Source organism: Stenotrophomonas testudinis (assembly GCF_024499815.1).
GTDB lineage: Bacteria > Pseudomonadota > Gammaproteobacteria > Xanthomonadales > Xanthomonadaceae > Stenotrophomonas.
Genome location: NZ_JAMOKY010000021.1, coordinates 21,145 through 43,093 on the forward strand (window position 1 = coordinate 21,145; position 21,949 = coordinate 43,093).

At 69.3% G+C, this 21,949-nt stretch carries 17 protein-coding genes and 1 riboswitch; of the genes, 11 read left to right on the forward strand and 6 right to left on the reverse strand.

The genetic code is table 11. From position 1 onward, the window contains the following. The first annotated feature begins 6 nt into the window (after nt 1–6). The 6 genes from NQ204_RS12580 (at nt 7) to mdtD (ending at nt 5,577) form a co-directional block, all read left to right on the forward strand. A complete protein-coding gene (locus NQ204_RS12580) occupies nt 7–834 on the forward strand; it encodes a kinase (protein ID WP_256644030.1) in 828 nt (275 codons plus the stop codon). 83 nt (nt 835–917) lie between these two features. Continuing rightward, nucleotides 918–1,460: a shikimate kinase gene (locus NQ204_RS12585; protein ID WP_116865309.1), complete on the forward strand. Its 543-nt coding sequence runs from the start codon at nt 918–920 to the stop codon at nt 1,458–1,460. Further along, the gene (gene aroB / locus NQ204_RS12590) at nt 1,457–2,569 is read left to right on the forward strand and encodes a 3-dehydroquinate synthase (protein ID WP_256644031.1); all 1,113 of its coding nucleotides are present in this window, start codon (nt 1,457–1,459) and stop codon (nt 2,567–2,569) included. The genes NQ204_RS12585 and aroB overlap by 4 nt, the downstream gene beginning before the upstream one ends. A gap of 120 nt (nt 2,570–2,689) precedes the next feature. Next, the gene (locus NQ204_RS12595) at nt 2,690–2,929 is read left to right on the forward strand and encodes a WGR domain-containing protein (RefSeq protein WP_106468857.1); all 240 of its coding nucleotides are present in this window, start codon (nt 2,690–2,692) and stop codon (nt 2,927–2,929) included. A 26-nt stretch (nt 2,930–2,955) separates the two neighbouring features. After that, nucleotides 2,956–4,038 (forward strand): uroporphyrinogen decarboxylase, encoded by a 1,083-nt coding sequence (gene hemE, locus NQ204_RS12600; RefSeq protein WP_256644032.1) that lies wholly within the window; start codon nt 2,956–2,958, stop codon nt 4,036–4,038. A 90-nt stretch (nt 4,039–4,128) separates the two neighbouring features. Then, the gene (mdtD, locus tag NQ204_RS12605) at nt 4,129–5,577 is read left to right on the forward strand and encodes a multidrug transporter subunit MdtD (protein ID WP_488192362.1); all 1,449 of its coding nucleotides are present in this window, start codon (nt 4,129–4,131) and stop codon (nt 5,575–5,577) included. Nucleotides 5,578–6,210: 633 nt separating this feature from the next. Here the strand turns inward: mdtD and NQ204_RS12610 are convergent. Together NQ204_RS12610 and NQ204_RS12615 are read right to left on the reverse strand one after the other, a co-directional pair. Further along, nucleotides 6,211–9,741: a hybrid sensor histidine kinase/response regulator gene (locus NQ204_RS12610; protein ID WP_256644034.1), complete on the reverse strand. Its 3,531-nt coding sequence runs from the start codon at nt 9,739–9,741 to the stop codon at nt 6,211–6,213. 98 nt (nt 9,742–9,839) lie between these two features. Next, nucleotides 9,840–13,379, reverse strand: a complete 3,540-nt coding sequence (locus NQ204_RS12615; protein ID WP_256644035.1) for a hybrid sensor histidine kinase/response regulator — start codon at nt 13,377–13,379, stop codon at nt 9,840–9,842. Between the two features lie 162 nt (nt 13,380–13,541). Between NQ204_RS12615 and NQ204_RS12620 the strand changes: the two genes are divergently transcribed. Genes NQ204_RS12620 through NQ204_RS12630 form a run of 3 tightly spaced genes read left to right on the forward strand, consistent with a single transcriptional unit; the run spans nt 13,542 to nt 15,331 of the window. Next, the gene (locus NQ204_RS12620) at nt 13,542–14,186 is read left to right on the forward strand and encodes a YceI family protein (RefSeq protein ID WP_116864514.1); all 645 of its coding nucleotides are present in this window, start codon (nt 13,542–13,544) and stop codon (nt 14,184–14,186) included. Continuing rightward, complete coding sequence (locus tag NQ204_RS12625; RefSeq protein WP_256644036.1) at nt 14,183–14,755, forward strand: cytochrome b; 573 nt, start codon at nt 14,183–14,185, stop codon at nt 14,753–14,755. Before NQ204_RS12620 ends, NQ204_RS12625 begins: the two co-directional genes overlap by 4 nt. Nucleotides 14,756–14,758: 3 nt before the next feature. Further along, a complete protein-coding gene (locus NQ204_RS12630; RefSeq protein WP_079222816.1) occupies nt 14,759–15,331 on the forward strand; it encodes a YceI family protein in 573 nt (190 codons plus the stop codon). Between the two features lie 105 nt (nt 15,332–15,436). On the opposite strand, the gene NQ204_RS12635 is transcribed toward NQ204_RS12630, so the two are convergent. Continuing rightward, nucleotides 15,437–15,664, reverse strand: a complete 228-nt coding sequence (locus NQ204_RS12635; RefSeq protein ID WP_116864509.1) for a glutaredoxin family protein — start codon at nt 15,662–15,664, stop codon at nt 15,437–15,439. Between the two features lie 100 nt (nt 15,665–15,764). On the opposite strand from NQ204_RS12635, the gene NQ204_RS12640 reads away from it, so the two are divergent. Both NQ204_RS12640 and NQ204_RS12645 read left to right on the forward strand, forming a co-directional pair. Continuing rightward, nucleotides 15,765–17,147 carry an L-serine ammonia-lyase gene (locus NQ204_RS12640; protein WP_010482751.1) on the forward strand — a complete coding sequence of 461 codons (1,383 nt, stop codon included), beginning with the start codon at nt 15,765–15,767 and terminating at the stop codon, nt 17,145–17,147. Nucleotides 17,148–17,257: 110 nt separating this feature from the next. Further along, nucleotides 17,258–18,259: an alpha/beta fold hydrolase gene (locus NQ204_RS12645; RefSeq protein ID WP_256644037.1), complete on the forward strand. Its 1,002-nt coding sequence runs from the start codon at nt 17,258–17,260 to the stop codon at nt 18,257–18,259. 156 nt (nt 18,260–18,415) lie between these two features. Here NQ204_RS12645 and NQ204_RS12650 read toward each other — a convergent pair whose 3' ends face one another. Genes NQ204_RS12650 through metX form a run of 3 tightly spaced genes read right to left on the reverse strand, consistent with a single transcriptional unit; the run spans nt 18,416 to nt 21,743 of the window. Next, nucleotides 18,416–19,483 carry a homoserine dehydrogenase family protein gene (locus NQ204_RS12650; RefSeq protein WP_256644038.1) on the reverse strand — a complete coding sequence of 356 codons (1,068 nt, stop codon included), beginning with the start codon at nt 19,481–19,483 and terminating at the stop codon, nt 18,416–18,418. Further along, the gene (locus NQ204_RS12655) at nt 19,480–20,715 is read right to left on the reverse strand and encodes an O-succinylhomoserine (thiol)-lyase (protein ID WP_079222820.1); all 1,236 of its coding nucleotides are present in this window, start codon (nt 20,713–20,715) and stop codon (nt 19,480–19,482) included. The genes NQ204_RS12650 and NQ204_RS12655 overlap by 4 nt, the downstream gene beginning before the upstream one ends. Next, nucleotides 20,712–21,743: a homoserine O-succinyltransferase MetX gene (gene metX, locus NQ204_RS12660; protein ID WP_256644039.1), complete on the reverse strand. Its 1,032-nt coding sequence runs from the start codon at nt 21,741–21,743 to the stop codon at nt 20,712–20,714. The genes NQ204_RS12655 and metX overlap by 4 nt, the downstream gene beginning before the upstream one ends. Nucleotides 21,744–21,820: 77 nt before the next feature. Then, nucleotides 21,821–21,939, reverse strand: a riboswitch (SAM riboswitch). Nucleotides 21,940–21,949 lie beyond the last annotated feature (10 nt).

Consider the following 21,949-nt stretch of genomic DNA (forward strand, 5'->3'; position numbering starts at 1 on the left):
GGCGGCATGGTTGCTGCTGCGTACATGCCCCAGGTGAAAGGATTCCCGGATGCGCTTGCCGAGCAGGCGCTTGACGATGCACTGGCCAGCGGCGCCACGGTGCCAGTATTGGCGATCAGCGGCCTGCAGGGCAGCGGCAAATCGACGCTGGCCGCGCAGGTGGTGGCCCGTGCCCAGGCCCGTGGGCTGAACGCCGCAACGCTCTCCATCGACGATGTCTACCTGACCCGCGCGCAGCGCCAGCGCCTGGCCCGTCGGGTCCACCCGCTGCTGATCACCCGCGGCCCGCCCGGCACCCACGACCTGCCGCTGGCCCATGCCGTGCTCGACGCGGTGGCCGCACGCCAGCCGCTGGCACTGCCGCGCTTCGACAAACTGGCCGATGAGCGCCTGCCCGAGGCGCAATGGCCAGCGCTGGACGCCCCGCTGGACCTGGTGGTGTTCGAAGGCTGGTTCCTCGGCACGCCCGCGCAGGATGATGCCGAGCTGGACAGCCCCTTGAACGCGCTGGAGCGCGAGGCCGACCCGGATGGCCGCTGGCGGCGCTGGTGCAACCAGGCCCTGGCCCGCGACTACCCGGTGCTGTGGCAGCGCTGCGACCGCCTGTGGTTCCTGCAGCCACCGGATTTCTCGGTGGTGCCGCGCTGGCGCTGGCAGCAGGAACAGAACCTGCAGGCTGCCCAGCCCGGGCGGCACGGCATGAGCCGTCCGCAGCTGGAGCGCTTCGTGCAGTATTACGAACGGGTCAGCCGGCAGGCGCTGCGTGCCCTGCCCGACCGCGCCGACCATGTGGTGGTGCTGGACGGCCAGCGCCAGGTACAGGCGGTGCGCTGAGGCCGCCGCTGCGGCACGACGGATGCTTCCAACAGCAACCATCGTGCCAGGCCGGGGGTGCGGAAGTGGTAGGATCAGAGAGCATGAATCCTGCTCCGAACCTGATCCTGATCGGCCCGATGGGCGCCGGCAAAACCTGCATCGGCCGCCGCCTGGCCGAGCGCTTCACGCTGGACTTCGTCGATGTCGACCAGGCCATCGTCGACGCGGCGGGGGCCAGCATTCCCACGATCTTCGAACACTCCGGCGAAGCCGGCTTCCGTGGCCATGAGCGCGAGGCACTGGCCCGCGTGCTGGAAGGTCGGGGCCAGCTGGTCTCCACCGGTGGCGGTGCCGTGCTGGAAGCAGGCAACCGTGCGCTGATCGCCCAGCGCGGCTTCGTGGTCTACCTCCGCGTGAGCGTGGCGGCCCAGCTGGAACGCCTGGCCCGCGACAAGGGCCGGCCGCTGCTGCAGCGCCCGGACCGCGAGCAGGTGCTGCACGATCTGGCCGCGCTGCGCGACCCGCTGTACCGCGAGCTGGCCGACCTCACCCTCGACACCGACCCGTTTACCGCTGCCGACGCCACCGCCCAGCTTGTCGTCAAGCTGGCCACGCAATGGCAGCGCCAGGACCTGACTGCATGACCTCCCCCGCCCTGCTGCAGGTCGCCGTTGGCGGCGACCGCCCCTATTCCATCACCATCGGCGCCGGTGCCCAGGCCGACGGCGCTGCGCTGGCCTCGCATGTGCGCGGCCGCCACGTGCTGCTGCTGAGCGATAGCGAAGTCGCCCCGCGCTACCTGGCCGTCGTGAAACAGGCCCTGCTGGCCGCGCGCCCGGACCTGATCGTCGGCGAGCACGTGCTGCAGGCCGGCGAGGCGTCCAAGACCCTGGCCGAGTTCGGCCGCGCCATCGAAGCACTGGCCGCACTGGGCGCCACCCGCGATGCCTGCGTGTTCGCCCTCGGCGGCGGCGTGGTCGGCGATCTGGCCGGTTTCGCCGCGGCCTGCTGGATGCGCGGCGTGGACTGCGTGCAGCTGCCGACCACCCTGCTGGCGATGGTCGATTCCTCGGTGGGCGGCAAGACCGCCGTGGACATCCCGGCCGGCAAGAACCTGGTCGGCGCCTTCCATCCGCCGCGTGCGGTCATCGCCGATACCGGCGTGCTGGCCACCCTGCCGCCGCGCGAACTGCGTGCCGGCCTCGCCGAAGTGGTGAAGTACGGCGCGCTGGGCGATGCGGTGTTCTTCGAATGGCTGCAGCAGCACGCCGAGGCGCTGCTGGCCGGCGAAGACGCCGCGCTGGCCGAAGCCATCGCGCGCAGCTGCCGGCACAAGGCCGCCATCGTCGAGCGCGACCCGTTCGAGAAGGGCGAGCGCGCCCTGCTCAACCTGGGCCACACCTTCGGCCACGCCATCGAGACCGAGCAGGGTTATTCGGCCCCGGGCCGCGATGCACTGAACCATGGCGAGGCCGTGGCCGTGGGCATGGTGCTGGCGGCGAAGCTGTCCACCGACCTGGGCCTGGCCGAGGATGCCGACCGCGTGCGCCTGCAGGCGCTGCTGGAAAAGCTGCAGCTGCCGGTCGCGATCCCCGCCGGGCTCGACCCGCAGGCCCTGCTCGGCCGCATGCGGCTGGACAAGAAGAACGTGGCCGGCCGCCTGCGCCTGGTGCTGTGGCGCGGCATGGGCCGGGCCGAAGTGGTGCCGGACGTGGATGAAGCGGCGGTGCTGAAGGTGCTGGGCGCGGGTTGACACCGCGCGCGTCTGCCGGGCATGGCCCGGCGCTACCGGGCCTTCGCGGCATGAAGCGCAGCCGAGCATGGGCTCGGCTCTACAGGTCCGTGTCGCCCCCGGGGCGATACAATCGGCCTCATGCACGTCTACCTGCAACATCCCGATGCCGGTGCGCAGGCACCGCGCTTCCTGCGCCTGAGCCTGCAGCCGGACCTGTTCGGCGGCTGGGAGCTGCTGCGCGAGAGCGGCCGCGTCGGTGCGCGCTCGCAGCTGCGGCGCGAGCTGTTCCTGCAGGCAGACGAAGCCCGCCACGCCTTCGAGAAAGCCCGCGATGCCGAACTGCATCGCGGCTTCCAGATGCTTTCGCACGGCGACTGACGCCGCTGCCAACTTTCGCCCAAGGAATGCCCATCGTGACCAGCCCCCTCCGCAACGATCGCCTGCTGCGCGCCCTGCGCCGCGAACCGGTGGACTGCACCCCCGTCTGGCTGATGCGCCAGGCCGGCCGCTACCTGCCGGAGTACCGCGCGACCCGGGCCAAGGCCGGCAGCTTCCTGGCCATGGCCAAGAACCCGGAGATCGCCTGCGAGGTCACCCTGCAGCCGCTGCGCCGCTTCCCGCTGGACGCGGCCATCCTGTTCTCGGACATCCTCACCGTTCCCGATGCGATGGGCCTGGAACTGTACTTCGTTGAAGGCGAAGGCCCGAAGTTCCGCCACCCGGTGCGTGATGAAGCCGCCGTTGCCAGGCTGGCGGTGCCGGACATGGAACAGGACCTGGGCTACGTGATGGACGCGGTGCGCCTGATCCGCCGCGAACTGGACGGCCAGGTACCGCTGATCGGCTTCTCCGGCAGCCCGTGGACGCTGGCCTGCTACATGGTGGAAGGCGGGGGCAGCAAGGATTTCGCGCGCATCAAGGCGATGGCGCTGAACCACCCGCAGGCCCTGCACCGCCTGCTGGACGTCACCACCGACGCGGTCATCGCCTACCTCGGCGCACAGCGCGCGGCTGGCGCACAGGCCCTGCAGGTGTTCGACACCTGGGGCGGCGTGCTGTCGCCGGCGATGTACCGCGAGTTCTCGCTGCGCTACCTGCAGCGCATCGCCGAAGGCCTGGAACGCGGCGAAGGCAGCGAGCGTACGCCGCTGATCCTGTTCGGCAAGGGCACCGGCCTGCACCTGGAAGCACTGTCGCAGACCGGCGCCGATGCGCTGGGCCTGGACTGGACCCTGGACCTGGACGAGGCGCTGCGCCGCACCGGCGGCCGCGTTGCCCTGCAGGGCAACCTCGACCCGACCACGCTGTACGCCTCGCCCGACGCCATCGCCGCGGCCGCTGCACGCGTGCTCGACACCTATGCGGCCGGCAACGGAGGTTCGCGCGAGGGCCATGTGTTCAACCTCGGCCATGGCATGTCGCCGGACATGGACCCGGCACACGTGCAGGTGCTGGTCGACGCGGTGCACGCGCACAGCCAGCGCTGAACCCCGGCACGGGCCACGGCGCGGCATTGATCGCGCCGTGACCCGCAGTGCGCGATCATGGCGGCCCCATGCTGCACCGGCCCCCACGCCATGTCCGAACCGTCGCCCGCAGGCACGCCCGCACCCGACACCGCCGCATCCGCCGCCGAATACGCCCGTTTCCGCCCGCTTCTATGGCTGGTTTCGCTGGCGATCTTCATGCAGATGCTCGATTCGACCATCGTCAATACCGCGCTGCCGGCGATGGCCAAGAGCCTGGGCGAAAGCCCGCTGCAGATGCAGTCAGTGGTGTTCAGCTACGCGCTGGCGGTCGCCACCTTCATCCCCGCCTCCGGCTGGATCGCCGACCGCTACGGTACCCGCCGCACCTTCCTGGTGGCGATCATCCTGTTCACCCTCGGCTCGCTGGCCTGCGCACTGGCCCAGCACCTGCACCAACTGGTCGGCGCGCGCGTGCTGCAGGGCATCGGCGGCGCGATGCTGCTGCCGGTCGGCCGCCTGGCGGTGATGCGCTCGGTGCCTCGCGAGGATTTCCTGCGGGCGATGAGCTTCATCGCCATCCCCGCCCTGATCGGCCCGCTGATCGGCCCCACCCTCGGCGGCTGGCTGGTGGAAATCGCCTCGTGGCACTGGGTGTTCCTGATCAACCTGCCGATCGGCGTTATCGGTTTCATCGCTGCGATGAAGATCATGCCCGACCACTACGCCAGCCACCGCACCCGCTTCGACCTGCGCGGCTACATCATGCTGGCCTTCGCGATGGTGGTACTGTCGCTGGCGCTGGACGGCATCTCCGGCCTTGGCACGCCGCACGCATTGATCATGCTGATGACCGTGGCCGGCCTGGCCGCGCTGGTCGGCTACTGGCTGCACGCGGCCAATTCCACCGCGCCGCTGTTCTCGCTGGCACTGTTCCGCGTGCCAAGCTACCGCATCGGCATCCTCGGCAACCTGTTCTCGCGCATCGGCAGCAGCGCCATGCCGATGCTGATCCCGCTGCTGCTGCAGGTCGGCCTCGGCCTGGGCCCGATGCACGCGGGCCTGATGATGGTGCCGGTGGCCGCGGCAGGCATGGTGTCGAAGAAGCTGGCGGTGAAGCTGGTTGAACAGTACGGCTACCGCCGCGTGCTGATGATCAATACGGTGCTGGTGGGCCTGGCGATGGCCAGTTTCATCCTGATGGACCCGGGCCAGCACCTCGCCTGGCGTCTGGTGCAGCTGGCGTTCTTCGGTGCGGTCAATTCGCTGCAGTTCACCGTGATGAACACCGTGACCCTGCGTGACCTGGACCGCGAGTACGCCAGCTCGGGCAACAGCCTGCTGTCGATGGTGATGATGCTCGCGGCCGGCTTCGGCGCGGCGGCGGCCGGCAGCCTGCTGGCGGCGTTCGGCACGCACCTGGAAGGCCATGGTGCGACGGCGGCGCTGCATGCGACGTTCATCTGCGTGGGGGCGATCACGCTGACCTCGACGATGATTTTCTGGCAGCTGCCGGATACGAGGCCGGAACCGCGGCAGGTCGAGTCTGTGGCGGAGTAGGTTTTTTTGCAGGGCTGCGCCCTGCACCTGCGGAAGCAACGTCAACGTCAACGTCAAAGGCGGCTCTGGTTTTCTGCTGGTTGGGCGGGGCGGTGTGGGTGGGCAGGACACGCCGTAAACCCGTCCTTGGGGGCTCGTAGGCGCCATCCATGGCGCCTGCGGTCCTGCCCACCCACACCGCCCCACCCCCGACAGTTTCCCGCGGCGGTTGGTAACGGCGGCTGTTGTTGTTGCTCTTGGTAGGTGTCGACCTTGGTCGACACGACTTTTCTCTCAGATATCGAAATTCATCTGGGGTCGGAGCCCGTTGCGCAGCAACGGGATCCGACCCCGTGCCGTTCCGACAGATCGCGGCCAACTGTCGAAGGCGGGGTGGGTCCGGTGGCAGGGGCGTGAGCCGCATGGGCCCGAGGCATGCCTCGGGCGGGTTGGGCAGGACGCCCAACCCCGGTCTTGCCGTGTGCGCAGGACAGCGCACACGAGCAAGCGGCGACCGAGCTTACAGGGACGTACTTGCAGCGTCCCCTGCCACCGGACCCACCCCGCCATCCCGCAGGAAACCAGCTCCTGCCGTTGACCTTGACGTTGCTCTGGCTTGAAGCAGGTGCAGGGCTGCAAGCCCTGCAGAAAACCCTACCTACCCAACACGCATGCGATCGCTTCAACCAGCAGCTCACCGGTCACCGGCTTGCGCAGGAACCCGCCGATGCCCGCGGCCTCCACCTGCTCCTGCAGGTCCGCATCGGTACGCGCAGTCACCGCCAGCAGCGGCAACATGTAGCCCTGGTTGCGCAGGTGCTGGGCCAGCTCGAAACCACTCAGGCCCGGCAGGTCCAGATCCAGCAGGCCGACATCGAAATCGCCCGCGCTGATCTCGCGCAGTGCCGCCAGCGCATGGCCGGCATGCACCACCTCATGGCCGCGCGCGGTCAACAGGCCGATCACCACATCGGCCACGGTGGCATCGTCTTCCACCAGCAGTATCCGCAGCGCCGGCATGTTCGCCACCGCGTCCTCGCCCGCCATCGCCTCGCCGTCTTCGCTCGCGCCATCCTGCTGCAGCGGCAATGGCAGGCTCACCTCGAAGCGGGTGCCTCTGCCAAGCTGGCTCTCCACGCGGATCCGGCCCTGCATGGCCTGCGCCAGTTCGCGGCAGATCGCCAGGCCCAGGCCACTGCCACCGTACTGCGCGGCCGTGCGTGCGCCGTCGGCCTGCTCGAAACGACGGAACAGGCGCTGCTGCTGTTCCTGGCTGATGCCCGGGCCGGTATCGTGCACTTCGAAATGCAGGCCACGCGGGCCGTCCTCGCAGCGCACAAGCAGGGTGATGGTGCCGCGGCTGGTGAACTTCACTGCGTTGGACAGCAGGTTCAGCAGGATCTGCCGCACCCGCATCGCATCGCCGGTCGCCTGCAGGCCCGCAGGCAGCTGGTTGTCCAGCACGAAGCGCAGGCCCTTCTGCGCGGCCAGCGGCCCCATCAGGGCGGCGAGGTCCTGCAGCAGGCCGTTCAGCGCGAACGGTCGCGACTGCAGCTCCAGGCGACCGGATTCGATCCGGGCCAGGTCCAGTGCATCGTTCACCAGGTGCAGCAGGTGCTCGCCGGCATGGCGGATCGACTGCGTGTAACCGCGCTGCTGCGGGTCCAGCGGCGAGGCCAGCAGCAGTTCGCTCATGCCCAGCACGCCGGTCATCGGCGTGCGGATCTCATGGCCCAGGTTGGCCAGGAACCGCGTCTTCGCCGCCGACGCCTGTTCGGCCAGCTCCTGCTTGTGCAGAGCCAGCTGGTAGGCGTGCTTGCGCTGCAGGCGGCGCCGGTACAACCAGGCGAACCAGCTGGTCAGCAGCAGTGCGATGGACGTCAGCACCAGCAAACCGGACAGGCTGCGCCACCACGGTGGAAGCACATGGAACTCCAGCGCTTCCACCCGCGACCACACGTGGTCGGCCGAGCGCGCCTGCACTTCCAGCCGGTACGCACCCGGCGGCAGGCGCGAGAACAGTCGCTCGCCCCCCGCCCCCACTTCCACCCAGTCCGGATCGTAACCGGTCAGCCGGTAGCGGTAGCTGTTGGACGCTGAATCGGCGAAGGACAGCAGGCGCGCGACGATGCGCAGGTCGCGATCGCCGTCGGTGATCTGCAGCGGTGTGTCGTGGGTCAGGTCCAGGACCTGTTCGTTGCGGCGCACCTCCACCCGCTCGATCACCAGCGGCGCGCGCCGGGTCGAAGGTCGCACCAGGTCGGGATCGAATGCCACCACACCGGCCGGCGTACCGGCCACCAGCTGCCCGCTCGCCGTGGCGATCAGCGTGTGGTCGCGGAATTCCTGGCTGGGCAGGCCGTCATGCACGCCATACAGGCGCACGCTCTGGCCATCGGCACCCACCCGCACCAGGCCGCGCGCACCGCTGGCCCAGGCGACGCCGCGCGCGTCGACCACCAGGCCGGTCGCGGCGATGGCCGGGTAGCCCTGCTCGCTGCCGATCACCGCCTGCCGCTCCAGGCGCCCGTTGCGCCAGAGGTAGCGCGACAGGCGTCCATCCTCGGACAGCCAGACCTGCCCATCGGCGCCCACGTCGATCGCATACACCGGCGTGGCAGGCGCCCCGGGCACGGGCTGGAAGCGCTGTGCGTCCGGCTGCCACTGCAGCAGGCCGCGGCTGCTGGCCAGCCAGATCCGGTCCTGCGGACCGCATTCGACATCCATGTTGAGCTGGCCGGCCTGCAGGCCGTCGCGGCCATTTTCCAGCTGCCGGCGCAGGTGTCCGTCGAGATCGCGCTGCTGCAGGCCCGACGGAAGCATCAGCCACAGGCTGTCGCCGTCGCAGGTCATCATCGCGTCGATGTTGCCTTCCATCGTGGCATCGGCGCCGCTGCCGCCATCCCAGCGACGCAGCGCGCGGGTGCGCGGGTCGTAACGCAGCAGCGCATCGGTCGAACCAACCCAGACCTGGCCGTGCTGATCCTCGCGTACCGAGGTCAGCCAGTGCATGCCGTTGAGGAAGGTGCGGTGCTGCTCGATGCCACCACTGCGCGGGTCGAAGCGGTCCAGCGCACCGTGGCTGCCGACCGTCCACACGCCGCCATTGGCGGACGGACTGGTGCCCAGCACGTAGGCATTGCGCAGTGACGACGGATCATCCTCCAGCCGCGAGAACACCGAGAACTGCCACCAGCGCGGCAGCAGGTGCCACAGGCCGGCATTGGTACTGGCCAGCCAGATGCCGCCTTCGCGGTCTTCATAGGCGCCGGCCCAGTTCGGCCGCACCTGGCCACGCGCCACGGCGCTGTACAGCGGCACGGTCTGGTACTGGCCATTCACCGCGCGGCCCAGGCCACTGCGCGTATCCAGCCAGTGCCCGCCCTGCTCATCGCGCAGCATCATGCCCAGCACTTCGTCACCGGCGGGCAGCTGCCACTGCGGTGCCTCGAAGTGGCCGTCGGGCCGGCGCACGGTGGCGCCGGCCACGGTGCTGATCCACAGGCTGCCGTCGGGCTCGGCGGTCATGCCGATGACCAGCTGGCTGGGCAGCGCATCCGCGTCGACGCGTTCGAAATCAGTACCGGTCCAGCGCGCGAGACCGTGCTTCGTCCCCACCCACAGGGTGCCATCGGGCAGGGTCGCCAAGAACGGAATCGAGGCGGCCGGCACGCTGCGAGGGTTGTCCTCTTCAGGCAGGAAGCGCTGCAGGCGGTCCTTGTCATCCAGCCGGTACAGGCCGCCGCCATAGGTGCCGAACCAGATGGAGCCGTCCGGGGTGGAGGCCAGGCTCCACACCGTGTTGCTGGCCATCAGCGGCTGGCTGCTGCGGTCGTAGAAGCGCAGCTGCCGGCGGTCGGCCGACATCCGCACCAGGCCGGCATTCTCGGTGCCGATCCACAGCTCGTTCTGGGCATCGACCAGCACGGTCCAGATGCGGTTGTCACGCAGCCCGTCCTCGGAACGCCAGACACGGTAATTGCGCCCGTCGTAGCGGGCGAGGCCGTCATTGGTGGCGATCCACAGGTAGCCGTAGCGGTCTTCGGCCATGCGGTTGACGGTGTTGGACGGCAGGCCGTCGAACACGGTCACCTGCCGCGGTGTCGGCGGCACCGGCTGCGCGGCCACGGGCGCCAGGACGCACAGGAGGATCAGCAGCAGCGTCGCCGCCCGCAGATACGCCACCGATTGCCTCCTCACGCTGCCTGTTGATGAACCCCGCGTTGTGCGGCGTCGGCATGGTAAACCGAAAGTCAGGGCATTCACGTCTGCCAGTGCCTCAATCAGACATCCACCTGGCGTTTTGCGCGGGCCTGCTGGATTGCCGACACCAGCAGGTCGCCGGTCACCGGCTTGCGCAGGAACCCGTCGAAACCGGCGGCGAGCACCTGGGTTTCTGCATACGCATCGGACCGCGCGGTCACCGCCACCAGCGGCAGCTCATAGCCCATCGCACGCAGCTGGCGGGCGATGGCGGTGCCATCCAGCGCCGGCAGGTCCAGGTCGAGCAGGCCGACATCGAAGCAGTCGGTGGCGATCTCCGAAAGCGCGCCCAGCCCGTGCAGCACATGCACGACCTGGTGCCCGCGTGCGCGCAGCAGGCCGGCGATGACCTCGGCCACGGTCACATCGTCTTCCACCAGCAGGATGCGCAGGGCCGGCAGCACCGGCACCGTGCTCACCTCGCTCTGCGCCGACGCCGCCTGGCGGGTCCAGGGCAGCGGAACCCATACGCGGAAACGCGCGCCCCGGCCCAGCTGACTGTCCACATCGATGCGTCCGCCCATCGCCACTGCCAGTTCCTGGCAGATCGCCAGACCCAGCCCACTGCCGCCGTAGCGCGAGGCGGTGCGCGGCCCGTCGGCCTGTTCGAAGCGATGGAACAGCCGGCGCTGCTGCTCGGCGTTGATGCCCGGCCCACTGTCGCTGACCTCGAAGGTCACGCCATTGCCATCCTCGTCGAGGATCGCGCCGAGCCCCACGTAACCACGATCGGTGAACTTGACCGCGTTGCCGAGCAGGTTCAGCAGGATCTGCCGCACCCGCATTTCATCGCCGCTGACGCAGACCGGACCCGGCAGCGCATCTTCGCGCCGGAACGCCAGCTGCCGCTGCTGGGCCATCGGCTGCATCAGCGCCTGCACCTGGTCGAGCAGGCCGTTCAGATCGAACGGACGGATATCCAGTTCCAGGCGACCCGCTTCGATGCGGGCCAGGTCCAGCGCGTCGTTCACCAGCCGCAGCAGATGGCTGCCGGCCTGCTGGATCGACCCGGCATAGCTGCGTTGCACCGGGTCCAGCTCGGTGGCCAGCAGCAGCTCGCTCATGCCCAGCACGCCGGTCATCGGCGTGCGCACCTCGTGGCCCAGCGTGGCCAGGAAGCGGCTCTTGGCTTGCGAGGCCTGTTCGGCCAGCTGCTGCTTGTGCACGGTCAACTGCCATTGCTGGCGCCGCCGCAGGCGCCGGCGGATCGACCACACCATCACCAGCAACAACAGCGAGCCCAGCATCAGGTAGCCGAAGATGGCCATGCCGCTACGCCACCACGGCGGCAGCACCTTCACCTGCAGCCGCTGCGAAGCCGTCCACGGCCCGCTGGCGGTGGCGGCCTGCACTTCGATTGAGTACAGCCCTGGTGGCAGCCGCGACAGCGTGCGCTGGCCATCACCGCCCTGCTCCACCCAGTTCTGGTCATAGCCTTCAACACGGAACCGGTAGCGGTTGCCCTGCGGGTTGGCGTAGGACAGCAGGCGCGCGTCGATCTGCAGGTCGCGATCATCCGGGCCCAGCAGCAGCGTGCCGGTGGCCGGCAGTGGCTGCCAGCCCCTTGCATCGTCGCGGCGCACTCGCACCTGCGCGATCACCAGCTGCGAGGGCGGCAGTTCCACGTCGGGCGCATCGGGATCGAAGCCAACCAGGCCGGTCTGGGTGACCGCGAGCACCCGGCCGTCGGCACCGATCGCCGGCGGCCGTCCGGTGAACTCGGCATCGGGCAGGCCATCGCGTTCGTTGAACTGCTGCACGCGCCGCGTCTGCGGATCCCAGCGCAGCAGCCCGCGCGGCGTGGTCGCCCACACCCGCCCATCGCGGCCCAGCGCCAGGCCGCCCATGCTGACCGGCGGCATGCCGTGCGTGGCATCGACGCGCTGGATCAGGCGCAGGCCCAGGCCATCCCACTGGTAGCGTTCGAACGCTCCCTGCCGCGCCAGCCACACCTGCTGCGGGTCGATCCAGACCAGATCGAAGATCTGCCCCTGCGACACCCCTGGCACGGCGACGAAGCGGTCGGCCTGTTCGCGCCAGATGCCCAGCGCACCGACCAGCCAGGCCTGGCCGCGCGCATCGAAGCGGATCTGCTCCACCGGCGCATCGCCTTCGCCGCGCAGCGCGGCCAGATCGAAGGTGCGCAGCACCCGTCCATCGCTGGCGCGATGCTGCAGGCCGAGGTTCATCACCGAGATCCAGACCGTGCCGTCGGGCGCCTCGCGCATCAGGTCGATGCGCTGGCGCAGGTCGGCGCCACCGGCAATGGGCCAGTCGCGCAGCGTGCGCCGCGCCGGGTCGTAGACGCTCAGGCGCCCCGCGCGACCCAACCACAGGCTGCCATCCGGGCGCGGCAGCACCGACCACACCGCACCGCTGCCCAGCTCGCGGTCGCTGGCCAGCAGGCTCAGCGTGCCCTGCGCGTTGACCTGGTAAACGCCGTGGGCCGAGCCGACGAAGTAGTTGCGGCCGTCGCTGGCCGCGCTCAGCAGGTACTGGCTGTCCAGCGGGCGTCCATCCAGCTGGTACCAGGTGGAAAAGCGCCGCCAGTCCGGCGGCAGATAGGCAAGACCCTGGGTCAGCAGTGCCACCCACATGCCACCCTCGTGGTCCTGCAGCAGGTCCAGCACACCGCTGTGGCTGGTCAGGAAACCGCTGCCGCGGTCGCCTTCCAGCCGCCGCAGCTGGGCCGCATCGCCGCGCAGCAGGCCATCGGAGGTACCGGCCCAGTAACCGCCCTGGCGGTCGGCCAGCACGATGGCCGAACGCAGCTGGGCACTGTCGGCCCAGCGCGGCCGGCTGACCCGGTCCTGCGCATCGATCCGGTACAGGCCATCGTTCTGGGTGCCGATCCAGATCGCGCCCTCGGCGTCACGGCTCAGCCGCAGCACGCTTACCGCGCCCAGTTCGCGCGCGGCCACCGCTTCGAAGGCCGTGCCGTTCCAGCGTGCCAGGCCCGCCTCGGTGCCCAGCCACAGGCGGCCCTGCGCGTCGACCAGGCTGCTGTAGATGGTGTCGCTGGGCAGCCCGCCCGCCGACTGCCGGAAGAAGCGCAGGCTGCCGTCCTCGCCCATGCGGCAGACGCCATGGGTGCTGCTGCCGACCCACAGCGCATCCTGGGCATAGGCCAGGGTCCAGGCCTGGCCCTGGCATTCGTTGTTGAGTGCGTCGAAGGATTTGAAGCGCTCGCGGTCGGCATCCAGTCGTGCCACGCCCTTGCCGTTGATGCCGACCCAGACGCGGTCGAGCGGATCGACCATCAGCGTTTCGATCTCGTTGCCGGGCAGCGAGCCGGGCTGTTCCGGATCATGCTGCCAGACCCGCAGGGTGCCGCCGTCATAGCGTGCCAGGCCGCCATCGGTGGCCGCCCAGATGTGCCCGGTGCGGTCTTCAGCCAGGGCCAGCACCATGCGCGAGGGCAAGCCTTCGGCCGCACCGAAACGGCGCAGGCGCGGTGTTTCACCTGCCATGTCCAAGGTCGCCGCGGAGGTGGCCAACGCCACCAGCAACAGACCTGCCCCTGCGATGCACCGCCAGTACCGGCGCCAGCCGCTCTTCATCCTGAACCCCCTGTCCTGCGCCGATTGTCACACAGGGCCGGGGTCATCGCTGCAACAGGCTGTTTCCAGCCGCATTGCCGCCACGAACTGTTGCAGCCGTGCACACAGCGCAGCACAGGGCCTGTGCGTATGATCGAGGCACCTTTCCGCCGAGCCCTGCCGATGCGTTCCTGCCTGGCCCTGCTGCCCCTGCTGCTCGCCGCCGTCCCGGCCTGGGCCGGCAACGATGCGTGGCGCATAGATCCGGTGCATACCCGCGTGCTGTTCTCGATCGACCACGCTGGTTACTCGCAGGCGATGGGCACGATTTCCGGCAGTGCGGGACAGCTGCGGTTCGATCCCGACAACTGGCGGGAAGCGACCCTGGACGTCGAGATTCCCGTGTCGCGATTGGACCTGGGTGATGACAAATGGAACCAGGCCACCCTCGCCCGCAGCCTGCTCGATGGGGAACGCTTCCCCACTGCACGCTTCGTCTCCACCCACGTGGAGCCGATCGATGAGAAGCATGCACAGGTTGCCGGCACCCTGACCCTGCGCGGGGTCAGCCAGCCGGTGGTACTCGACGTCACCCTCAACGCGGTCAAGCGCTATCCGCTGCCGCCGTTCCGCCGCACCGTCGGCTTCTCGGCCACCACCATGCTGAGCCGCCGTGCCTTCGGCATCACGGCCTGGCCGGGCGTGATCGGTGATGCCGTACAGGTGAGGATCGAGGCCGAAGCGGCGTTCGACCGCAGCGATGCCCCGGGAACTCCCGCCCCTGATTCCCACTCCGACAGCACGACGGCCCCCAAGGATTCCCGATGACCGCCAAGAACACGCCCGCCGCCTGGGGCAGTGTCAGCCAGACCCTGCACTGGTTGATCGCCCTGCTGATCCTCGCCTTGGGCATCGTCGGCCTGACCATGGGTGAACTGCCGAAGACCCCGAAATACTTCTGGGTCTACACCGCGCACAAGTCGATCGGCATCACCGTGCTGGCCCTGGTGCTGTTCCGCCTCGGATGGCGCCTGTATGCCGGCGCACCGAAGCCGGTGCCGGGCGTGCCCAGCTGGCAGGAACGCATCGCCGGCGCCACCCACGTGCTGCTCTACGTGCTGATGTTCGCCATCCCGCTGTCCGGCTGGCTGTACGACTCGGCCAGTGGCCTGCGTCCGTTCCGCTGGTTCGGCCTGGTCGACGTGCCCAAGCTGAGCGGCCCAGACCCGCAGACCGTCGCGGTGTCCCATGCCATCCACGAATACGGTTTCTGGCTGTTGATCGCGGTGGTGCTGGCCCATGCCGGCGCTGCCTTCTACCACCACCTGTTCCAGCGTGATGCCACCCTCTCGCGGATGTTGCCGCGCGGCTGGCTCGCCTCCCCCCAGAAGGACTGACCGATGACCCTGAAACTGACCACCCCGGCCGCCGTGGCCGCCGCCCTGGCCGGCATGCTTGCCACCGCCCCGGTGCTGGCCGCCGATTACGCGCAGGCCCCCGGTGCCGGCTCGATCCTTGTGTTCGCCACCAAGTACGACGGCGAAGTGTTCACCGGCAGTTTCCCGGGCTTTGCCACCAAACTCAGCTTCGACCCGGCCAACCCGGCCGCCGGTTCGCTGGACGTGGTGATTCCGCTGGCCGGCGCCAAGAGCGGCAACAGCGACCGTGACTCGACCCTGCAGGGCGCGGACTTCTTCAACGTCGGCAAGTTCGCCACCGCGCACTACACCGCCAAGGGCTTCCGCGCCGTGGGCAACGACCAGTACGCCGCCGACGGCACGCTGGAACTGCGCGGCGTCAGCAAGCCGGTCACCCTCACCTTCACCTGGAAGCCAGGCACCCAGCCGGTGCTGACCGGCAAGGCGACGGTCAAGCGCCTGGACTTCGGCGTGGGCGGCGGCGACTGGGCCGACACCAAGACCATCCCGGACGAGACCTCGATCAGCACGATCGTGAAGTTCGACGCGAAATGAGCAATGGGCCGGGGCACCGCCCCGGCCGCATTCTGTAGAGCCGAGCCATGCTCGGCTGCTGCGCGCGCCGCGACCGAATCTGCCGCCGGGCCATGCCCGGCGGATTCACCCCGCAGCCAGCCAGGCCCGCACACCGGCCGCATCGAACGGCCAGTCCAGCTCGCGGCCGCCGGCCTCATCACGCAGCACCGGCACCCGCGCGCCATAGCGCGCTTCCAGCCCGGGCTGGTCGTCCAGAAACACTGATTCGAACTCCGGCGCCTGCGCCTTGGCCAGCTCGGCCAGGGCCATGTCGCACAGGTGGCAGTCGTCACGCTGGAACAGGGTCAACACCGGTTCGGGCCCCTTGCTGGAAATGCTGCGCCGCAGCCATGGGTTGCGGCAATGAACCGCTAGAATAGCGGTCTCTTCCGGTACCCGCAGTACGGCAACCATGGCTGTCAGCACGTTCGACGTTTTCAAGATCGGCATTGGTCCGAGTTCCTCGCACACCGTCGGGCCGATGAAGGCCGCCGAGCGCTTCATCCACCGCTGGCTGCTCGACCCGGGCCGGTTGCACGAAGTGGCGCGCATCCGCGCCGACGTCTACGGCTCGCTGGCATTGACCGGCCGCGGCCACGGTACCGACAAGGCGATCCTGCTCGGCCTGGAGGGCCAGCGCCCGAACCTGATCGACCCGGACATCATCCCGGCCACCCTGGAGCGCATCCGCAGCAGCAAGCGCATCCAGCTGATGGGCCAGCACGAGATCGCCTTCGACGAGAAGCGCGACCTCGGCATGAACAAGCGCCAGAAGCTGCCGTACCACACCAACGGCATGCGCTTCACCGCCTACAACGCCGAGGACGAAGTGATCGCCACCCGCGATTACTACTCGGTGGGCGGCGGCTTCGTGGTCAACCAGGACGACGCGGCCGATGACCGCATCGTGCCCGATGAAACCCCGCTGCCCTACCCGTTCAAGAGCGGCGACGAGTTGCTGGCGCAGACCGCGCGCAGCGGCCTGAGCATCGCCCAGCTGATGTTCGAGAACGAGAAGTGCTGGCGCAGCGAGGACGAGATCCGTGCCCAGCTGCGCGAGATCTGGAGCGCGATGCAGTCGTGCGTGGCGCGTGGCATCCGCGAGGAAGGCGTGCTGCCGGGTGGCCTGAAGGTCGGCCGCCGCGCACCGGCGCTGTACCGCGAGCTGTCCTCCAAACCGGAAGCCGCGATGCGCGACCCGCTGACCACGCTTGACTGGGTCAACCTGTACGCACTGGCGGTGAACGAAGAGAACGCTGCGGGTGGCCGCGTGGTCACCGCGCCGACCAACGGTGCGGCCGGCGTGCTGCCGGCGGTGCTGCATTACTTCGACCGCTTCTGCCCGGGGGCGAACGAGCAGCGCGTGTTTGACTTCCTGCTGACCTCGGCGGCGATCGGCATCCTGTACAAGGAAAACGCCTCGATCTCCGGCGCCGAAGTGGGCTGCCAGGGCGAAGTGGGCGTGGCCTGCTCGATGGCTGCCGGTGGCCTGGTGGCAGCGCTGGGCGGCAACCCCAGCCAGATCGAGAACGCCGCGGAAATCGGCATGGAACACAACCTCGGCCTGACCTGCGACCCGATCGGCGGGCTGGTGCAGATTCCGTGCATCGAGCGCAACGCGATGGGCGCGGTGAAGGCGATCAACGCCTCGCGCATGGCCATGCGCGGCGACGGCAAGCACAAGGTCTCACTGGACAAGGTCATCAAGACCATGCGCGATACCGGCCGCGACATGCAGGACAAGTACAAGGAAACCAGCCGTGGCGGCCTGGCGGTGAACGTCATCGAGTGCTGAGTGCTTCGGCGGCGCGGCCGGCGCGATGGTGCCGTCCGACGCGACCGCGCCGGACGACATCGTCATCGTGTTCCGGTTAGGCTCGGGGTTCCCCTGCCCCGGACTGTCCCATGCGCGTGATTGCCGCCGCCCTTTTTGCCTGCCTGCCGTTGTCCGCCCTCGCCGTGCCGCCACCGAACTACGGCGCGCGCCTGGAAGGCTTTGATTACGGCTATCCGGTGAAGACCTTCGCCCTGCAATCGCAGGGCCAGCCGCTGGAAATGACCTACCTGGACGTCACGCCGAAGAAGAAGGCAATTGGCGTGGTCGTGCTGCTGCACGGCAAGAACTTCTGCGCGGCCACCTGGCAGCAGACCATCGCGCCGCTGGTGGCCGCGGGTTACCGGGTGATCGCACCGGACCAAGTGGGCTTCTGCAAGGCCAGCAAGCCCGAGCGCTACCAGTATTCGTTCGGCCAGCTGGCCGCCAACACCCACGCCCTGCTGCAGCAGCTGCAGCTCGGCGACCAGCCGGTGCACCTGGTCGGCCATTCGATGGGCGGCATGCTCGCGATCCGCTACGCGCTGATGTACCCGCAGGCGCTGCGCAGCCTGTCGCTGGTCAATCCGATCGGTCTGGAAGACTGGAAGGCTTTGGGCGTGCCGTGGCGCAGCGTCGATGAGTGGTATGCCGGCGAACTGAAGACCAGCTATGACAGCATCCGCCGTTACCAGCTGGACGTGTACTACGACGGCCAGTGGAAGACCGCTTACGAGCACTGGGCACGCATGCAGTCGGGCATGTACGAAGGCGCCGGCAAGCAGGCGGTGGCCTGGAGCCAGGCACTGACCTCGGACATGGTGTTCAACCAGCCGGTGGTCTACGAACTGAAACACCTGCAGGTACCGACCGCATTGTTCATCGGCCAGAAGGATCGCACCGCTATCGGCCGCGACCGCGCCTCACCGGAACTGAAGGCCACGCTGGGCAACTACCCCGCACTGGGCAAGGCCGCCGCGCAGGCGATTCCCGGTGCAACTCTGGTCGAGTTCGCCGAACTCGGGCACTCGCCGCAGGTGCAGGACCCGAAGCAGTTCAACGCGGCGCTGTTGAAGGTATTGAAGACGCGTTGACCTGCCGGGTTCCACTTTGTAGGGCCGAGCCCATGCTCGGCTCATCGCGCAGGGCCGGTCAGGCAATACGCAGCCGAGCATGGGCTCGGCTCTACGAAGCTGTAGATCTACGGGCGGTAGCGCCGGGCCATGCCCGGCGAGCGCAGCGGCAGGCCGTCAGCCCGCGATCCGCAGCACGTCATCCAGCAGCGCCGCAGCGGTGACTTCCGCACCGGCGCCCGGGCCCTGGATCAGCAGCGGTTGCTGGCGGTAGCGATCGCTGTGGATGGCCACGCGGTTATCCGTACCCGCCCCCTGTGCCAGCGGATGATCGGCTGGCAGTTCACGCAGTCCCACCTGTGCACCATCTGCATCGACACGACCGACGAAGCGCAGCACCCGGCCCTGCGCGTGCGCCTGCTGCCAGCGCGCCTGCAGCGGCGCGTCCAGTTGTTCCAGCGCGGCCAATGCTTCAGCCAGCGGCACGTCTGCCAGCGCCGCCGGCACCAGCGACCCCACCTGCACCTGCGCGGCGTCCAGCGCCAGCCCACTGCTGCGGGCGAGGATCAGCAGCTTGCGCCGCACGTCCTCGCCGGACAGGTCCACGCGCGGATCGGGCTCGGTATAGCCAGCGTCCAGAGCTTCGCGCACCGCCAGCGAAAACGGTGAGCGTCCGTCGTAGCGATGGAACAGCCAGGTCAGCGATCCGGACAGCACGCCTTCGATTGCATGGATGTGGTCACCACCGGACACCAGCGCGCGCAGGCTGCTCAGCAGCGGCAGGCCGGCACCCACGGTGGCGCTGTCACCGTAGCGCGCACCGCTGTCGGCACAGCTTTCGGCGATGGCCTGCGCGCGTGCCAGCTGCGCACCGCGGCCCAGCTTGTTGGCGGTCACCACGTGCACGCCACGGGCCAGCCACTGCACGTGGCGCGCGGCCACGTCCTCGCTTGCGGTGGCATCGACCACCACGTCGCCGCGCTCCAGCCCTTCGGCGCTGGCCCACGGCGGCGAGCTCTGGCCATCACGTGGCGCGCGTCGGGCCAGTTCCAGCGGCAGCGCCAGGTCGCGGTCGATGGCCAGCGCCGTGCGCGAGTTGGCCAGCCACTGCACGCTGGGCAGGTCCAGCCCGCGCGCCTGCAGCGTCTGGTAGCGCTGCACGAAGGCCGTGCCCACCGTGCCGGTGCCGAGCAGGGCCAGGCGGCCACCGCCGAGCGCGGGAATGTCAGCAGCCAGCGCGCTCATGCATCCACCACCTGTTTGCGGCGCACCGCAGCGCCGATCACCGCTTCGGCGCGCTGCAGCGCGGCGTCGAGATCGGCCAGCAGGTCACGCTCGGCTTCGATGCCCACCGACAGGCGCAGCAGGCCTTCGCTGATACCGGCCGCGGCACGTGCTTCGGCGGTCATCGCCGCATGGGTCATGGTGGCCGGGTGCGCGACCAGGCTTTCGACGCCGCCCAGCGATTCGGCCAGGGTGAAGTAGCGAAGGCCATCGACGAAGGCGCGCACCGCCGCGTGCGGATCCTCGCCCTCGCAGGCCGCCAGTTCGAAGGACAGCATGGCGCCGAAACCGCTCTGCTGGCGCGCGGCGATGGCGTGGCCGGGATGGTCGGCCAGGCCCGGATAGTAGACGCGTGCCACGGCCGGATGCGCATCCAGCAGGGCCACGATCGAGGCGGTGTTCTCCTGGTGCGCGCGCAGGCGTGCATCCAGCGTGCGCAGGCCGCGCAGGGTCAGGAAGGCATCGAACGGCGAACCGGTCAGGCCCAGCGCGTTGCCCCACCACACCAGCTGCTCGTGCACCGCCGGGTCGCGCGCGATCACCGCGCCGCCGACCACGTCACTGTGGCCGTTGATGTACTTGGTGGTCGAATGCAGCACCACGTCGGCACCGAACGACAGCGGCTGCTGCAGGGCCGGCGACAGGAAGGTGTTGTCCACCACGACAAGCGCACCGGCCTTGTGCGCGGCATCGATGACGAAGCGCAGGTCGGTGATGCGCAGCAGAGGGTTGGACGGCGTTTCCACCAGCACCAGCTTCGGCTGGCTGGCCAGCGCCTGGGCCAGCGCACGTGGGTCGGTGAGGTCGGCGGTAACCAGGGTGAAGTGGCCCTTCTTGGCCAGTGCATTGAACAGGCGCCAGCTGCCGCCGTACGCATCGTGCGGCACCACCAGGGTGTCGCCCGGCTCCAGCAGTGCGTTCAGCACCAGGTTGATCGCGCCCATGCCGGTGGCGGTGATGACGCCGCCAGCGCCGCCTTCCAGTTCGGCCAGTGCTTCGCCCAGCAGGTCGCGGGTCGGGTTGCCGCTGCGCGTGTAGTCGTACTGCCGCTTGTTGCCGAAGCCATCGAAACTGAAGTTGGACGACAGAACGATCGGCGGGGTGACCGCACCGTGGGCGGTGTCGCGGTCGATGCCGGCGCGGACAGCGGCAGTGGTGCGGCTACAGGACGGCTCGTTGGCGTACAGGCTCATGCGGACTCTCCAGAAGTGCGGAAGGCGGTAGCAAGGATCGCGTCGATGCGATCGGTTTCTTTGAGGAAGGCGTCGTGGCCGTAGGGCGAGCGCAGCACGCGCAGGCTGCCGCGCGGGCCCAGCCCTTCGACCAGGCCGACCAGGTCGGCCAGCGGCACCAGGCGGTCACCTTCCACGGCCACCACCACGGTGGGCGGCAGGATGGCGGCGGGGTCCACGCGGTGCAGGTCGATCGATTCGGACAGGCGCAGGTAGGCGGTCACCGGCGTGCGCGCCACGTACTGTGCACCGGCGGCATCGAGGTAGTCTTCGGCGGCCACGCGCACGCGGCCGTTGACCACTTCCGGCGCCGCGTCGAAGCGCTCACCAAACTCTTCCGGGGTGCGGTAGCTGAGCATGGCGAACTGGCGGGCCAGGGCCAGGCCGTGGTCTTCGCCGCACTGCAGCTGGCCCAGCGCAACGGCACGGCGCTGCAGCGCGCGCCAGGCGGCGGCATACGGATGCGGGCGGTGGGCGCCGCTGGCCAGCACCAGCTGGCGCACGCGGCTGCGGTGGCGGATCGCGAACTGCTGGCCGACCAGCGCGCCATAGGAATAGCCGACGAAGGCCTTCAGCACGCGGATGCCGAGATGGTCCAGCAGCAGCGCCAGCGCATCGGCCTGGTCGGCGGTATCGATCGGCACGTCCAGCGCGCCATCGGCACCGATGAAATCGAAGGCCAGCACGCGCAGCCGCTGCGGATCCAGCGCGCGTCCGCTGCCGACCAGGCCTTCGGCCCAGCCCTTTTCGCTGAACTGTGCATTGGAGGCGACGTGGCGATGGGCGGAGATGCCACCGGCCAGCACCACCACCGGCGCGTTGGCCGGCCCCACCCACTCGTAGCGCAGGCGCACCGGGCTGGCCCCGGCGTGGCGCATCGACAGCACGGCGGCGAACTCGCCGCGCTCGGCATGCACGCGGTCATCGACCGGCACGCTGACGGGGACAAAGGATTCGGGACGGGCGGCGGTGCTGGGGGCGAAGCTCATGGCGGGATCCGTGTGGGGAATCGGCCATCGAGCCTTCGCGGGGCTCGCGTTCGAGATGCACGTGCGGTGCATGGTTCGAACCATCTTTCGGTGGACGCCACGGTCCCCGCAGGATTTGGCACCTACGCAGACGCTTTCGCGTCTGCGGGCTGCCCCGGCTTCAAAGGGCCTGTCCCTCTGCCGGTCTCGATGGTAGAGCCACGATG

Excerpts from the sequence above, each read along its gene's own strand:
- NQ204_RS12580 (WP_256644030.1), top strand. The coding sequence starts at position 7 with ATGGTTGCTGCTGCGTACATGCCCCAGGTGAAAGGATTCCCGGATGCG.
- NQ204_RS12595 (WP_106468857.1), top strand. The coding sequence starts at position 2,690 with ATGCACGTCTACCTGCAACATCCCGATGCCGGTGCGCAGGCACCGCGC.
- NQ204_RS12615 (WP_256644035.1), bottom strand. The coding sequence starts at position 13,379 with ATGAAGAGCGGCTGGCGCCGGTACTGGCGGTGCATCGCAGGGGCAGGT.
- NQ204_RS12585 (WP_116865309.1), top strand. The coding sequence starts at position 918 with ATGAATCCTGCTCCGAACCTGATCCTGATCGGCCCGATGGGCGCCGGC.
- mdtD (WP_488192362.1), top strand. The coding sequence starts at position 4,129 with ATGTCCGAACCGTCGCCCGCAGGCACGCCCGCACCCGACACCGCCGCA.
- NQ204_RS12645 (WP_256644037.1), top strand. The coding sequence starts at position 17,258 with ATGCGCGTGATTGCCGCCGCCCTTTTTGCCTGCCTGCCGTTGTCCGCC.
- NQ204_RS12650 (WP_256644038.1), bottom strand. The coding sequence starts at position 19,483 with ATGAGCGCGCTGGCTGCTGACATTCCCGCGCTCGGCGGTGGCCGCCTG.
- aroB (WP_256644031.1), top strand. The coding sequence starts at position 1,457 with ATGACCTCCCCCGCCCTGCTGCAGGTCGCCGTTGGCGGCGACCGCCCC.
- NQ204_RS12640 (WP_010482751.1), top strand. The coding sequence starts at position 15,765 with ATGGCTGTCAGCACGTTCGACGTTTTCAAGATCGGCATTGGTCCGAGT.
- NQ204_RS12655 (WP_079222820.1), bottom strand. The coding sequence starts at position 20,715 with ATGAGCCTGTACGCCAACGAGCCGTCCTGTAGCCGCACCACTGCCGCT.
- metX (WP_256644039.1), bottom strand. The coding sequence starts at position 21,743 with ATGAGCTTCGCCCCCAGCACCGCCGCCCGTCCCGAATCCTTTGTCCCC.
- NQ204_RS12625 (WP_256644036.1), top strand. The coding sequence starts at position 14,183 with ATGACCGCCAAGAACACGCCCGCCGCCTGGGGCAGTGTCAGCCAGACC.
- NQ204_RS12630 (WP_079222816.1), top strand. The coding sequence starts at position 14,759 with ATGACCCTGAAACTGACCACCCCGGCCGCCGTGGCCGCCGCCCTGGCC.
- hemE (WP_256644032.1), top strand. The coding sequence starts at position 2,956 with ATGCCCATCGTGACCAGCCCCCTCCGCAACGATCGCCTGCTGCGCGCC.
- NQ204_RS12620 (WP_116864514.1), top strand. The coding sequence starts at position 13,542 with ATGCGTTCCTGCCTGGCCCTGCTGCCCCTGCTGCTCGCCGCCGTCCCG.